General features: G+C 61.3%; 12 protein-coding genes and 1 pseudogene. 10 read left to right on the top strand and 3 right to left on the bottom strand.

Annotated elements, in window-relative coordinates:
* Positions 1–14: 14 nt before the first annotated feature.
* Together Q9451_RS12725 and Q9451_RS12720 are read left to right on the top strand one after the other, a co-directional pair.
* Positions 15–1583, top strand: a complete 1569-nt coding sequence (locus tag Q9451_RS12725) for an FAD-binding oxidoreductase (protein ID WP_054888282.1) — start codon at positions 15–17, stop codon at positions 1581–1583.
* A gap of 55 nt (positions 1584–1638) precedes the next feature.
* Positions 1639–2010 carry a c-type cytochrome gene (locus Q9451_RS12720; protein WP_016488041.1) on the top strand — a complete coding sequence of 124 codons (372 nt, stop codon included), beginning with the start codon at positions 1639–1641 and terminating at the stop codon, positions 2008–2010.
* Positions 2011–2062: 52 nt separating this feature from the next.
* On the opposite strand, the gene betT is transcribed toward Q9451_RS12720, so the two are convergent.
* From betT to Q9451_RS12705, 3 genes are all read right to left on the bottom strand, one after another.
* Positions 2063–4318 carry a choline BCCT transporter BetT gene (betT, locus tag Q9451_RS12715; RefSeq protein WP_016488042.1) on the bottom strand — a complete coding sequence of 752 codons (2256 nt, stop codon included), beginning with the start codon at positions 4316–4318 and terminating at the stop codon, positions 2063–2065.
* A gap of 263 nt (positions 4319–4581) precedes the next feature.
* On the bottom strand, positions 4582–5829 hold the full coding sequence (locus Q9451_RS12710; protein ID WP_102082247.1) for a beta-propeller fold lactonase family protein: 1248 nt from the start codon (positions 5827–5829) through the stop codon (positions 4582–4584).
* Positions 5830–5845: 16 nt separating this feature from the next.
* Positions 5846–6040 (bottom strand): OprD family outer membrane porin, encoded by a 195-nt coding sequence (locus Q9451_RS12705; protein WP_230849747.1) that lies wholly within the window; start codon positions 6038–6040, stop codon positions 5846–5848.
* A gap of 23 nt (positions 6041–6063) precedes the next feature.
* On the opposite strand from Q9451_RS12705, the pseudogene Q9451_RS12700 reads away from it, so the two are divergent.
* The 8 genes and pseudogenes from Q9451_RS12700 to Q9451_RS12665 form a co-directional block, all read left to right on the top strand.
* Positions 6064–6672: pseudogene (locus Q9451_RS12700) on the top strand (MFS transporter); the annotation flags it as partial.
* Positions 6669–7796, top strand: a complete 1128-nt coding sequence (locus tag Q9451_RS12695; RefSeq protein WP_016488046.1) for an HlyD family secretion protein — start codon at positions 6669–6671, stop codon at positions 7794–7796. The pseudogene Q9451_RS12700 and the gene Q9451_RS12695, both read left to right, overlap by 4 nt.
* 212 nt (positions 7797–8008) lie before the next feature.
* Complete coding sequence (locus Q9451_RS12690) at positions 8009–8746, top strand: hypothetical protein (protein WP_016488047.1); 738 nt, start codon at positions 8009–8011, stop codon at positions 8744–8746.
* Positions 8747–8859: 113 nt separating this feature from the next.
* Positions 8860–9075: an AlpA family transcriptional regulator gene (locus Q9451_RS12685; RefSeq protein ID WP_016488048.1), complete on the top strand. Its 216-nt coding sequence runs from the start codon at positions 8860–8862 to the stop codon at positions 9073–9075.
* Between the two features lie 4 nt (positions 9076–9079).
* Positions 9080–9958 (top strand): ParA family protein, encoded by an 879-nt coding sequence (locus tag Q9451_RS12680; RefSeq protein ID WP_016488049.1) that lies wholly within the window; start codon positions 9080–9082, stop codon positions 9956–9958.
* A gap of 14 nt (positions 9959–9972) precedes the next feature.
* Complete coding sequence (locus tag Q9451_RS12675; RefSeq protein WP_016488050.1) at positions 9973–11511, top strand: ParB family protein; 1539 nt, start codon at positions 9973–9975, stop codon at positions 11509–11511.
* Positions 11512–11526: 15 nt separating this feature from the next.
* On the top strand, positions 11527–12078 hold the full coding sequence (locus Q9451_RS12670) for a DUF2857 domain-containing protein (RefSeq protein WP_016488051.1): 552 nt from the start codon (positions 11527–11529) through the stop codon (positions 12076–12078).
* Positions 12072–13286, top strand: a complete 1215-nt coding sequence (locus tag Q9451_RS12665) for an STY4528 family pathogenicity island replication protein (protein WP_016488052.1) — start codon at positions 12072–12074, stop codon at positions 13284–13286. The genes Q9451_RS12670 and Q9451_RS12665 overlap by 7 nt, the downstream gene beginning before the upstream one ends.
* Positions 13287–13336: the final 50 nt, after the last annotated feature.

Here is a 13336-nt window from a genome sequence, read left to right as displayed (position 1 = left end):
AGGAGCTGTAAGACATGACTGAGCAAAACACAACCACCCTGCTCCCGCGCGGCGTCGACCTCGCCAACTTCGATCAGGCCATTGCCAAGTTCCGGGCCCTGCTGGGCGATGAAAACGTCCTGATCAAGGACGATCAGCTGATCCCTTACACCAAGATCATGATGGCCGTGGACACCGCTGAGCACACCCCGTCCGCCGCCGTCACCGCCACCACCGTCGAGCAGGTGCAAGGCGTGGTAAAGATCTGCAACGAACACAAGATCCCGGTGTGGACCATCTCCACCGGGCGCAACTTCGGTTATGGCTCGGCGGCCCCAAGCCAGCGCGGCCAGGTCATTCTCGACCTGAAGAAGATGAACAAGATCCTCCATGTTGACCCGGAACTGTGCACGGCCCTGGTCGAGCCGGGCGTGACCTACCAGCAGTTGTACGACTATCTGCAGGAACACAAACTGCCGCTGATGCTGTCGTTCTCCGCACCGTCGGCCATCGCCGGGCCGCTGGGCAACACCATGGATCGCGGCGTGGGCTACACGCCCTACGGCGAGCACTTCCTGATGCAGTGCGGCATGGAAGTCGTGCTGGCCAATGGCGACGTGTACCGCACCGGCATGGGCGGAGTGAAAGGCGACAATGCCTGGCAGGTGTTCAAGTGGGGTTACGGCCCGACCCTAGACGGCATGTTCACCCAGGCCAACTATGGCATCTGTACCAAGATGGGCTTTTGGCTGATGCCCAAGCCTCCCGTGTTCCAGCCGTTCGAGATCAAGTTCGACAACGCCTCGGATATCGCCGAGATCGTCGAATTCATCCGCCCGCTGCGGATCGCCCAGGTCATTCCCAACTCGGTTGTCATCGCCGGTGTGCTTTGGGAGGCCGCCACCTGCAATACCCGGCGCGCCGACTACACCAACGAGCCGGGGGCGACGTCCGACGCTATCCTCAAACAGATCCAGAAAGACAAGAACCTCGGCGCCTGGAACGTCTATGCCGCGCTGTACGGTACCCAGGAACAGGTCGACGTCAACTGGAAGATCGTTACCGACGCCCTGAAGAAACTGGGCAAAGGCCGCATCTTCACCCAGCAGGAGGCCGGTGACACCCAGCCGTTCAAGTACCGTGCGCAGTTGATGTCCGGGGTGCCCAACCTGCAGGAATTCGGCCTGTACAACTGGCGTGGCGGCGGTGGCTCGATGTGGTTCGCGCCGGTGAGCCAGGCCCGAGGCAGCGAGTGCGACAAGCAGCAGGCACTGGCCAAGAAAACCCTCAACAAGCATGGGCTGGACTATGTCGGCGAGTTCATCGTCGGCTGGCGCGACATGCACCACGTCATCGATGTGCTGTACGACCGCAGCAACCCGGAAGAAACCCAGCGCGCCAATGCCTGCTTCGCCGAACTGCTAAATGTGTTCGAGCAGGAAGGCTACGCCGTCTACCGCGTCAACACGGCCTTCCAGGATCGCGTCGCGAACAGCTACGGCCCGGTCAAGCGCAAGCTCGAGCACACCCTCAAGCGTGCGTTGGACCCCAACAACATCCTCTCGCCAGGCAAGTCGGGCATCGACCTCGCCAACCCATTCTGAATGTTCTTGAAGCCCCGCCATACCTGACGTGGCGGTTAAATCCGAAGGAAATGAAATGAACCCTGCACAACTGCTGGTTGCCAGCGCCCTGCTCCTGGTCGCCCCCTTGACGCTGGCCGAGGGCGATGCCGCTCAAGGCAAGGCCCTTTTCGCCACGCAATGCGGTTTCTGCCACAGCACTGAACAGGGCAAGAACCTGATGGGCCCCAGCCTGCTAGGCGTGTTCGATCGCAGTAGCGGCCAGGCGCCCGCCTTCAACTACTCTGCCGCACTGCAAGCGGCCAAGCTGAAGTGGGATGACGCCAACCTGGATAAATGGCTGACCAAACCAGCGGAGCTGGTACCGGGCAACATGATGATGTACCCCGGGCAAGCTGACGCTCAGAGCCGTCAAAACCTCGTTGCCTACCTCAAGACACTGAAGTAAAACCAACCGCCAGCAGGGGCCTGGGCACCTGCTGGCGAACCGCATCGACGTATCAGCGCGGGCCCTGCCCGGATTCATCGGGCGCCTCAGGGGGCTGGTACTGCCTGGGTGTCAGAACAGAGGCAGTAGCGTTTTCACTTGAAAAGACCAGGAACGCCAGGTGGGTCTCATATCGATCGAGTACATCGTCGATGACCTGCTGTTTGGTCAGCCCCATCAGGTCATAGCCACCAGACCCGGTCTGTGTATACACCTCCAACCGATAATAGACATCGATCTCTCGCGTCATGCGGCCGCTGAACATGGGCACCGGCGCCTCGACGATGGCCACGTGGTAATGGAAATCGCGGAACGTATCCATCGAGACCCGCAGCAACGGCTCCTCGAAACCATGGCTGTTGACCACATTTTCCCGCATGACGTCATAGCCCTGATTGCGAAACTCAGCCGCGACCTCATCCAGTGCTGGCGCAACCATACGGTTGAGGAACTGAGTGGCCTGGCGCAGCGATGGGAATGCCCGCAAGTGCTCGAGCCGCTGCTTCCAGGAGCGCTCCGGGACATGCCCCCCGATAGCCGCCATGGAGGGGCGACGCAGCACTCTCCCCTCGCGCTCAGCGCGTTCCATGCGCAACACCTTGTAGAACGATGCCATCACCAGGTAAGCAATGATCGTCACCGGTAGCGCAAAGATCAGCGTGGCGTACTCCATCGTCTTGACCCCGCCCGCAACCAGCATCGCCACGGTGAGCATGGCCGTGAGCAATGCCCAGAAGATGCGCAGCCAGCTTGGCCCGTCGTGGGATGGGTCGGGAATCGAGGCAGAAAAATTCGACATCACCATTGCCCCGGAATTGGCGCTGGTGAGGTAGAACAAAAGACCTGATAGCGTCGCCAGGCCAATCAGGAACATTGGGGCCGGGAACATCTCCAGCAGTGCATACCAACCCCGTTCAGGGCTGTCCATCGCCAGTTGGGCAAACGCAGTGTTGCCCTGAAGTACCTGAAACAGTGCTGAATTGCCAAACAGCGAAACAATGATGAAATCGCACAGCACCGGCGCGGTCACTGCCGCCAGGACGAATTCGCGCAACGTGCGCCCCCGCGAAATCCGCGCCAGGAACACACCAACGAATGGCCCCCAGGCCAGCCAGAAGGCCCAGAAGAACAACGTCCAGCCCGCCATCCACCCGGCCCCATCGGGCGAGTAGCCGAAGGTTTGAAAGGTACGCGCGGGGAACGTGACGAGAAATTGCCCGATGTTCGACACCAGTGCGTTCAGCAGGAAGGCCGTCTGCCCGGTCAGCAGAATGTAGAGCATCATGGCCACGGCGCTCCACAGGTTCAGCTCGGCGATCCAGCGGATGCCACGGTCGACCCCGGAGGTGGTAGCCGCGATCGTCAGTGCCACCGCCCCCACTACTAGCAGGATCTGCAAGGTAAGGCCCTGCTCCAGACCAAAAATCAGCGCGAAACCCACGCTCAGCAGTACCACGCCGATGCCCATCGATGTGGCGACGCCAAACACGGTACCGACTAACGCGATGATGCTGATACCATCGCCCAACGGGCCGCGCACGCGTTTGCCAAACAGCGGATAGAGCGCGGCACGAATCGACAGCGGCATGTCCCATCGATAGGCAAAGTAACCCATGGCCATGCCCAGCAAGGCATACATCGCCCAACCCGCGATGCCGTAGTGAAACATGGTCCAGATCACTGCGTCCTGCATGGCCTCGGCAGTCCCGCCGGTGCCGCTGGGCGGGTGCAGATACTGCACGACCGGGCCGGTGACCGAATAGAACAGCATGTCTATCCCGACCCCTGCGGCAAACAGCATGGCGACCCACGTTACCAGCTTGTACTGCGGCCGCGAGTGGTCGGGGCCGATGCGCACGTCCCCCTCCTTGGAAAAGGCGACCCACAGCACGAACCCGATCACCAGGGTCATCGTCAGTACGTAGTACCAGCCGAGGTTCGTCGCGATCCAGTCGGTAGTCTGCTTCATTGCCACACGTGCAGCATCGGGCATGAGGATCGTGGTGATGGAAAACGCCAGTATCACTGCTGACGAAATCAACAGGACGCTCCAGTTGATATGCGCCTCACGATGCTCGATGAGTTCGTCATGGCCTTTGCTCAGGTCGCTGCGCGATACGGGGGTATCGTCATCGTCGCTCGGGCGCCTGGACAGGCGATCGGTACCGCCAAATTTGCTGCGCTCAAGCGCAGGGATCGATTTTACGCCTCCTGACGTGACCGGATCGACACCGTCGCGGTGCTGGTCTGAAGGGGGTTCGAAGGGCATGAGCTTTCTCCTGTTGCGTACTTCACTTCAACGCCTCCTGAGAGGGATAGGATGATCGGAGGCGCGGATTCTCTCTATTCTGATGGCACATGTGACTTCACTCAGGGTAGTCGCCCTGAAGGTAGATTCGGCAGGACTCATCGCGAAAAAGACTGCCGCGATGGCAGAGCGTCCTGCAGCAGCGAGTGCCAATTGAAAGCACTCCTCAAGATTTGGCCTGAGCCACCTTGCGTGGCTTAGGCGGGAATCGAACAGCCCCGCAGTTACAATTGCAACGCTTCAACCCACATCAGCGACCTGCCAGGTTCGGGCATGTCGTACTTACGGTGAAACGCCAAGGTACCATCGGGCTTGATGCGGAATACGGCGATATTGGCTTTCTCCGCTTCGGTTGCCGTACCGCGCTGGACTTGCCCGCCTTTCTGGTTGCCCACGATGAACCATTGATTACCGGGCGCCACACTGATCGTGCGGGCCTCTACCCCTTGCGTGGGGATATGTTGCAAGAGCTTCGGCTCGCCCGTTTTTGCATCCAGTACATACACCGCTATATCGTTTTCACCATGCTTGAACATCGCGGGTTTTTCCGTCGTTTGAAGCTCATCGGAGCGGTTGGTGACGTAGAGATACTTACCGTCTGGCCGCACCAGAATCACCCCGCCTTTCTTGATGCCCTCATCGGCCTCGGCATGCCAGTGTGGGTCGAGGGTACTGGTTTTAAATACGGGCCTGTTGGCCAGTCGTCCTTCCTTGGTCAACGGGTAGGTGTAGAGACTGCTGCCCCGCTCCATTGCCAGGTATGCCAAGGGTGCCCGAGGGTGGTAGGCGATATGGCGTGGGCCAACGGAGGGAGCAAAGGTTTCGACCCCGGCTGGGGTCAGCTTGCCGCCCGAGTAGGCAAACGCTGAAAGGGTGCCCAAATCTTCGGGCCGGCTTGCACTCGGATCATTGCCACGACCAGGCGCAATCACGAATTTATCGTTGGGTACTACCGTGACCTGGTGGGTGAATACGCCCGACTTGATTGGTTGCGCCTGTTTGACCTGGGCACCGAGACTGCCATCTGGCTGCAGTACATGAACCGTCACGGTTGGCGCCAGGTTGTAGGCCAGCAATGCATGTGTGCCATCGCGATCGAGGGTCAGGTAGATCGGCCGTTGCTCCAGCTTCACAGGTTCGCCCAACGGCATGAGTTGCCCCGTAGCATGGTCGATAGTAAAAGCACTGAGCATGTGAACATCGCCAGGGTTAGCTCCATTGATGTTGCTGGACGCCACATACAGGTGCCGATTGCCCTTGTCGGCAACGGCGAACTGCAACGGAGCTGGCAACTGAACCACCCCATTTTGCGTGAGCGAGCCATCGGGCGCGAGGGCATAACCCAGCAGTTTGTCTCCGAACCCTGCATAGATTTCGGTCATTGCCTGGGTATTTGCCGCCAGTGCCGCATGGGAGGAAGAGGCCAGAACCCCTGCCAGCAGAAAACTACAGGGCTGTAATTTGAATCTCATTACCTGCTCCCCTTCCTTAAAGTAACGTCAGTGGGTAAACCACGATCAGCCGATGCTCGTCGAAATCCTGCCCACCCTGATAATCACGCCTCACCGTGGCGCTGCGCCACTTGAGCACCAGGTTTTTGAACGTACTGGTCCGTACTGAATAGGCCACTTCCGATTCGCGTATCCACTCATTGCCATTGCGGTCGGCTGGCGAGACATCGATGTCGCGCCCCTGGATAGTGCGCTGACCCCAAGCACCTGATCATCCCACTGTTCGTTTCGCTGCTGGCGAAGGCCGCCGGGGCGTTCATGGACAGCAGTTCGAGCAACCTCACGCGCCCGGCGCAGATGTACTTCCGCCAGTTCCTGCTGGCCTTTGGCAGCACGTTCTTCCTCGGCCCGTCGATGGCCCTGGGCATCAGCCATGTGCGCACCAACCCGCGCAACCTGGTGAGCTTTTCGGTGCTGTTCGGCATCTGCAACAACCTCGGTGGCCTGATCGGCGCGGCGCTGCTGGGTACCTTCCAGACCTGGCGCGAGAAATTCCATTCCAGCCACCTGATAGACCGCCTCAGCTACCTCGAACCACTGGTCAACGCCCGTGTGCAAAGCGGCGGCGCCGGTTATGCCGGGATCCTCGCCGAACCGGCACTGCGCAGCGAGGCCGGCATGCGCGTGCTGGCCAGCGCCGCCACCCGCGAGGCCAACATAATGGCCTACAACGACGTGTTCGTGCTGATCGGCAGCATCGCCGTGCTGACCATGATCTGGATTACCATTCGCGGTTCTTGGCTGCGGTATGTCGCCCGCCAGGCCGCTTCATCCGACTCCACCAGCGGTACTGCCAGCCGATGACCGAAGAAACCCGCACCACGACCACCGCCGCCCTCGCCGAAACCCCGGAAGGCAGCACGCCGCCCAGCGAACCGACCAGCCCGGTGCGCACGCGGCGGGTGCGCATCCTGTCTACGATCAGCTTCGCCAGCGTGGCCCTGGTCGGCATCCTGGTAGTGCTCTACGCCTGGAACCTGCCGCCGTTCAGCAGCACCATCGAAAGCACCGAAAACGCCCTGGTGCGCGGCCAGGTGACAATCATCGGCCCGCAGCTGAGCGGCTATATCGTCGACGTGCCGGTGCATGACTTCCAGTTCGTCAAGGCTGGCGATCTGCTGGTGCAGCTCGACGACCGTATCTACAGGCAGCGCCTGGCCCTGGCCATCGCCCAGCTACAGCAGCAAGCCGCGCTGGCCAACAACCTGCAGCAGCGCAACAGCGCCGAAGCCACCATCGCCCAACGCCAGGCCGCCATCGGCGACGCTTCGGCCCAGGCGACTAAGGCCAAGGCCGACCTCAGTCGCAACCAGGCGCTGGTCAGCGATGGCTCGGTGTCGCGCCGCGACCTGGACCTGGCCCGCGCCAGTGAGGCCGCCGCCGTCGCCAGCCTGGCCCATGCCAAGGCCGCGCTGGAGATCGCCCGCCAGGACCGCGAGACCGTGATCGTCAACCGCGCCTCGCTGGAGGCTTCGGTGGAGAACGCCAAGGCGGCCGTCGAACTGGCCCGTATCGATCTCGACAACACCCGCGTCACCGCCCCGCGCGACGGCCAGCTGGGGCAGATCGGCACGCGCCTGGGCGCCTACGTCAACTCTGGCGCACAACTGATGGCACTGGTGCCCGACACCCTGTGGGTGATCGCCAACATGAAGAAAACCCAGATGGCCGACGTGCGCATCGGCCAGCCGGTGACCTTCACCGTGGACGCCCTGAACCACCTCAAGCTCTACGGGCATGTGCAGCAGATCTCGCCGGCCACCGGCTCGGAGTTCGCCTTGCTGCAGGCCGACAATGCCACCGGCAACTTCGTCAAGATCGCCCAGCGCATCCCGGTGCGCATTACCGTCGACCCCGAGCAGCCTGACGTCGCACGTCTGCGTCCCGGCATGTCGGTGGTGGTCAGCATTGATACACGAGCAGAATAATGACGCGGCCTGCCTCGGTCCTTTGCAGGCCCCCGAGCGGCGTCAAAACTTGACGCGTTCGCATAATGCGTGAAGAACCAACCTATCGCTTCGATGTCACCATCAATGGATCCCAAAAGTGATCCTTTGAAATCAGGCTCGCTAGACAGAGGCACAGATCACGCTGCCCCCGCCAGCGATTCCAGGACGAACGCAGCTGGAGGCTGTGTGCCATGATCTCGATCAGAAGCTCTTACCATCTCATCGATGCCGCCATTCTCTGGTGTGACCTTGCCGACCACGAAGACGAGATTTTACGGGTCGACCTCTCCTACCCCGGCAGTCTGCTCAAGCATTTTCCACAATGGCCGATCCTGCACCTTTATGCGGAGTGCATCTACGACGCCATTGTCAGCGGTGAGCTACCCGCGACCTGCCTGGGCCGACCGATCACTGCTGACAACCAGGTAAGCCGAGAGTACTGGTCCATTCAGCGTGCTGATCTGCTGGTCTGGTTCGCACGTAATTACCCCAACGAGAAGCCCGCCTTCTTGTTCTCGCAGAGCCTCGACCATTTGAACTGCGTCAGTCTCAATGCTCATTTGGTACAGGAAGCAGAGCTCGCTGCTGCTCAGCGCACGATCGACAAGCTGCGCGACGAGCTTACAGCAAGAGTTGACGAGGTGACAACGCTCACCGCGTGTAACCACGAACTGACAGCGCGACTTGAGGCCCAAGGCATTCCTTCCGAGGCCTCCGAAGGCACGAACAACATGCTCGTGGGCACCATGCTGGAAGTGACATTGGGTAAATCCAAAGACGGCCGTGTGCAATCGGCCTACAAGTCCCAGAGCGCTCTGGTCGACGAGATTCTACGCCGTTTTCCTGGTCTGCCTGGCCTGAGCAAAAGTACCCTTGATCGGCGATTTGCCGACGCTCGCCGTCATCTAGCCCAGGTAAAACGGGGCTGACACCGCATTGTCAGGCGATGCTCGGCATCGCCTGACAATGTTTTTCCTCCAGCATCGACCTTCACTGACTGTCACATCCCACTGCGCACCACATGGTGCTACGGAGTGACATCATGCAACAGATCAGCCCTGCCCCGCTGCCTGCCGACCGCCACATCATGCGCCGCGATGAGGTGGAACTGAAAACCGGCTTCAAACGTTCGCACATCTACAACCTGATGAAAGCCGGTCTATTCCCCCAATGCCGGCGCATTGGTACCCGCGCCGTCGGCTGGGACTCGCTGGAGATCGAGCAGTGGGTCCATGATCGACTGTCGGTCAGGGAGTAGCGTCATGGACGTCCTCTCGCTGATCTCGACCAAGGGCGGCGCGGGTAAAACCACCGTCGCCGCCAACCTGGGTGGTGTGCTCGCCGATGCGGGCCTTCGCGTCCTGCTGCTGGATCTGGACAGCCAACCGACGCTGTCCAGCTACTACGCCTTGCGCGAATCCCGTGAGGCTGGCAGCTACGAACTCATCGCGCAACGGCTCACGGCCCCCGAACAGGTGATTTCCGCCACCGTCATCCCGCACCTGGACCTGATAGTGTCCAACGATCGCGCCGGGCACATCAGCACTCTGCTGTTGCACGCGGCCGATGGTCGTCTGCGCCTTCATAATCTTCTGCCAGCGTTCGAGGAGCTCTACGATGTGCTGATCATCGATACCCAAGGCGCGCGCAGTGTAGTCGTGGAGATGGTGATCCTCGCGTCCGACTATGCCCTGTGCCCGGTCCCCCCAGAAATGCTCGCCGCACGTGAGCTGCGACGCGGCACGCTGGCGCTGTTTGAAGAGTTGGAGCCCTACCGCTACCTGGGCGTTGCCTTGCCGTCGGTGAAGCTGTTGCTCAACCAGGTCAAAGCCAATCGCCGTGACACCCGCTTGATCATGCACAGCCTGCAGGCGTCCTTCCAAGGCGACCCGCATGTCAGCGTCTGCACAACGGTGATTCCTGACCGTGTGGCCTACCCCAATGCCGCCTCGCTCGGCCTGCCGGTGCACCGCGTCGAGCCTACTCCACCCTCTGGCAGCCGAGGCCCTTGCGGCGCGGCGGTCATGCTTGAGCTGGCCATCGAGCTGTTCCCGCAGTGGGCTGAGCGACTTGTCGGCTCGGACGCGCCTCTGCCCGGCCAAGCGTCAGTGATCGACCGCCGACTCAACCGTCGCGGCTGATGGGAGGTTTTGCGATGAAGCCGCCCTCTTCCGAAGACATCACGCGACAGTTGCAGCAGGCGCATTTTCCACAGAAACATGGCCTCGACAGCTCGCCCGTGCCGGTCGGGGATACACCGTTGGTGGTCAGCCTGGAGCAATTGCGCCCCTACGAGCTCAACCCGCGGGTGGTTCGCAACCCGCTGTATGACGAGATCAAAGCCTCGATCCGCGAACGCGGCCTGGATCAGCCCCCTGCGATCACCCGCCGTCCGGATGAGCCGCATTTCATAATCCGCAATGGCGGCAACACCCGTTTGAGCATCCTCGGCGAACTCTGGCAGGAAACCCGCGAGGAGCGATTCTTTCAGATCCACTGCCTGTTCCGCCCTTGGCAGTCCGAGTCGCATGCCTTGATCGGGCACCTGGCCGAAAGTGACCTGCATGGCCAGCTCACGTTCATTGAGCGATCGCTCGCGGTGGCAAAACTCAGGGACATGTTACAAGAGCCCGATGCCCCTCTCAGTCAGCGTGAACTGTCCACACGCTTGAGCAAGGGCGGCTACCCGATTTCACAATCGCATATCAGCCGCATGTTCGACACGCTCGAACACCTGCTACCGGTCATCCCGCAGGTGTTGTATGCCGGGCTTGGCAAACCCACCATCGCCCGGATCATTAACCTGCGGCGCCGGGCGGAGTCGATCTGGAATCAGTATTTGGGGGACGTTCAACACTTCGCACTGCTCTGGTTCGAAGTGCTGTCGGCATTCGACAGTGATAAGCCCGATCTGAACTGGGGTGAGCTGCAGGATGAGCTGATTGCCAGGATGGCGGTGCAGTTGAAGCAGACGCCCCGCCTGCTCGCCTTGGAAATGCATCAGGAACCGCTTCGCTCAACGCCGCCTGCGGAAACGCCTCAGCCGCTGCCGCAAGCCCCACAAGGTGAGTGCTCCCCCCAGCTGCCTGTCGAAGATGAAGCACAATCGGCGCCTCAATCGCCCGCACCGGAGCCGATGAGCAGTGCGGACAACACTGCGGCAGCCGAGACTCCACGCCTCCCAAACATCCGCGAGGCGCTGAGTGATGACGATCCGCTTGCTGCGAGGGTGCCAAACGCCCTTGATGCCGGTGAGCCCTCCCTGGGTTCCGCCTCACCTCTCGCACCGCTACAGGGTGACATCACTGCATTGCGTGAGCGTTGTGCCGCCCTGGCGACAGACCTGGCGGCATATGCCGATGCCAGTGCCATGGTCACGCCGCACGCAGAGGGCTTGGGTTTTACCCTTACGCTGGAGCATGGCGAGCAACTGAGCCCTAGACATACCGGCATTCAGCTACTGCTCTCAGCCCTGCTGCGCTTGCAGGACGACGTGACTTCGCAACAACGTCAGCAGCTGCCGGCTGCGCTATTTGGCCAATTGCTGATTGGCACCTACGACCTGCCCTTCCCCGAGCGCCCTGCCCTAACCGTGGGCCTCGAACGACTACCCGATACCCAGCTGGAGCAGCTGTTCAGCCTGATCCGCCACGCCCGGCAGTTGATCGACCTGACGCTGTCGTCCACGCGTTAAGTGAGGAGCCGCCTCATGAGCACGACCTTCAATCTGTTGAACCATGCGATGTTGAACCAGGTGCTGCATGAGCTGCGCCATGGCCGTCTGCAGCGCTGCAAAGCGCTGGGCCTGGCCGACGAAGACATCGAGGTCCTGCAATCGCTGCCTCCGACCACCCTGTCCCACTTGGCGCATTCATCAATCGCCTGGGTTGAGGTCAAGGTTGATATCACCGTCCTGCGCCGCCTGATCGTCCAGGCCGAGCGCGACGAGCAGAACGAACGCCTGATCAACCGGGCACTGAAGCTCGGCGCGAGCTCGACTATCATGTACCGCTGTTTCGGCCTGGACCATTCGGAAACGGCGTTGCGCCGCCGAATACTGAAAATCGAAACCCACCGCGGCCGGCCGGTCCAGCTCAGTGAAGCCCAGGAGCATGCGGTGTGGAACCGCTGGAGCCAGTTACGGGCGGAGGAGCCAGACAACGATCCACTGGACACGATGATGATGCTGGCCGAGGAACAGCACATCAGCCTGACCCAGGTCTGGCAACAGGTCGAACTGTACGGAGGTACGCCATGCTGAGCTTCTACGAAGTGGACTGGCAGGACGTGGTGCGCCAGTGCTACGACGCCCTTCGACGCCGCAATGAGTTTCAGGCCGCCCAGGCCCAACAAGCGGCTGCTGCGGAGCCCGCGCTGCGCACGATCTACTACGGCGACAACAATCCCTTGCCGCAGGCCTTGCTACTCGATCGTCGACTGACCCCGCTGGAGCGCAACACCTGGCAGGTGCTGCGCTGGCTGATCACCGAACGCCAGGTTAAAATGCCCCGCTACCAGGACCTGCAACCCTACCTGGCAGCCAGCCCCTGTGGCACCCAGGCGTCGCGCGAGACCATCGCCCGCGCACTGAACGTCCTGCGTACCACCCGCTGGCTCAGCCTGGTCGACCGCTCGCGCGATGCCCAAGGCTGCCTGCGCGGTTGCATCTACGTGCTGCACGGCGATCCGTTGACGGCGGCCGAGCAGCTTGAGCTGGACAGCGGCTACGCGGATCTCCTGCAACAGAACCTCAGCCACGCCACCAAGGGGGTGCGTGATGTGACGCAGCATGTGCTGGCCGAAATTCAAGCCGACCCGCAAGTCGTCCAAGGCGACAAGGACAGGCTGGGCGCACTGCCGCCGACACAGCAACACTCGCTGCTGCTGATCAACGAAGCCGCGCAGGCGCAACATTCCGAACCTGGCCTGCTCCACCCCGTTCGGAATCCTCACGCCTCGGCCACCGATTCCGAACTGTGCGGCAATGCACCGGATTCGGCTGTGGTTCGGAATGCCGACGCCGGCCGTACAGTACAGAAAGACCAAAGCAAAAAAAGTACAGTACTGGCACAGGTCGAGTTTGGTCGTGCACGCTGGCCTGAAGATTTACCGCTGAATTCGACCGAGCGGCGCATGGCCTCCCAGGCGATGCGCCAGCTCGAACCGGAACAGCAACAAGCGGTGATCAATGAAGCGGCGGTGCGCTGCGCCCGCGGCGAGATCCGAAAACCGGTCGCCTACCTGATGGGCTTGATCAAACGCGCCTGCCAAGGCGAGTTCACCCTGTGGGCCGCGCGTACCGAGGAGGTCAAGACCTCAAGACCGACTTCAAATCCAGCGAGGCCTGTGCCAGCAGAGCCTCCCAGCGAACGACCGAAGCGCGGTGGTCAGCGCACCGCCTCGCCCCTCGCCCTCTCCTGCCTGGAGGAACTGAAACAACGCTGTCGTGGTTCGCTTGCGCCGACCTAGGGGTGGATCTCGGTGGACTTGATGCCCATGCCATTGAATCCACCGAGATC

The sequence above is a fragment of the Pseudomonas sp. NY8896 genome (assembly GCF_039634505.1).
The sequence above is the reverse complement of the archived record's forward strand: the minus strand, read 5'-3'. Positions and strand labels throughout refer to the sequence as shown.

Excerpts from the sequence above, each read along its gene's own strand:
- betT (WP_016488042.1), bottom strand. The coding sequence starts at position 4,318 with ATGCCCTTCGAACCCCCTTCAGACCAGCACCGCGACGGTGTCGATCCG.
- Q9451_RS12665 (WP_016488052.1), top strand. The coding sequence starts at position 12,072 with ATGCTGAGCTTCTACGAAGTGGACTGGCAGGACGTGGTGCGCCAGTGC.
- Q9451_RS12690 (WP_016488047.1), top strand. The coding sequence starts at position 8,009 with ATGATCTCGATCAGAAGCTCTTACCATCTCATCGATGCCGCCATTCTC.
- Q9451_RS12725 (WP_054888282.1), top strand. The coding sequence starts at position 15 with ATGACTGAGCAAAACACAACCACCCTGCTCCCGCGCGGCGTCGACCTC.
- Q9451_RS12720 (WP_016488041.1), top strand. The coding sequence starts at position 1,639 with ATGAACCCTGCACAACTGCTGGTTGCCAGCGCCCTGCTCCTGGTCGCC.
- Q9451_RS12670 (WP_016488051.1), top strand. The coding sequence starts at position 11,527 with ATGAGCACGACCTTCAATCTGTTGAACCATGCGATGTTGAACCAGGTG.
- Q9451_RS12710 (WP_102082247.1), bottom strand. The coding sequence starts at position 5,829 with ATGAGATTCAAATTACAGCCCTGTAGTTTTCTGCTGGCAGGGGTTCTG.
- Q9451_RS12685 (WP_016488048.1), top strand. The coding sequence starts at position 8,860 with ATGCAACAGATCAGCCCTGCCCCGCTGCCTGCCGACCGCCACATCATG.
- Q9451_RS12675 (WP_016488050.1), top strand. The coding sequence starts at position 9,973 with ATGAAGCCGCCCTCTTCCGAAGACATCACGCGACAGTTGCAGCAGGCG.
- Q9451_RS12680 (WP_016488049.1), top strand. The coding sequence starts at position 9,080 with ATGGACGTCCTCTCGCTGATCTCGACCAAGGGCGGCGCGGGTAAAACC.
- Q9451_RS12695 (WP_016488046.1), top strand. The coding sequence starts at position 6,669 with ATGACCGAAGAAACCCGCACCACGACCACCGCCGCCCTCGCCGAAACC.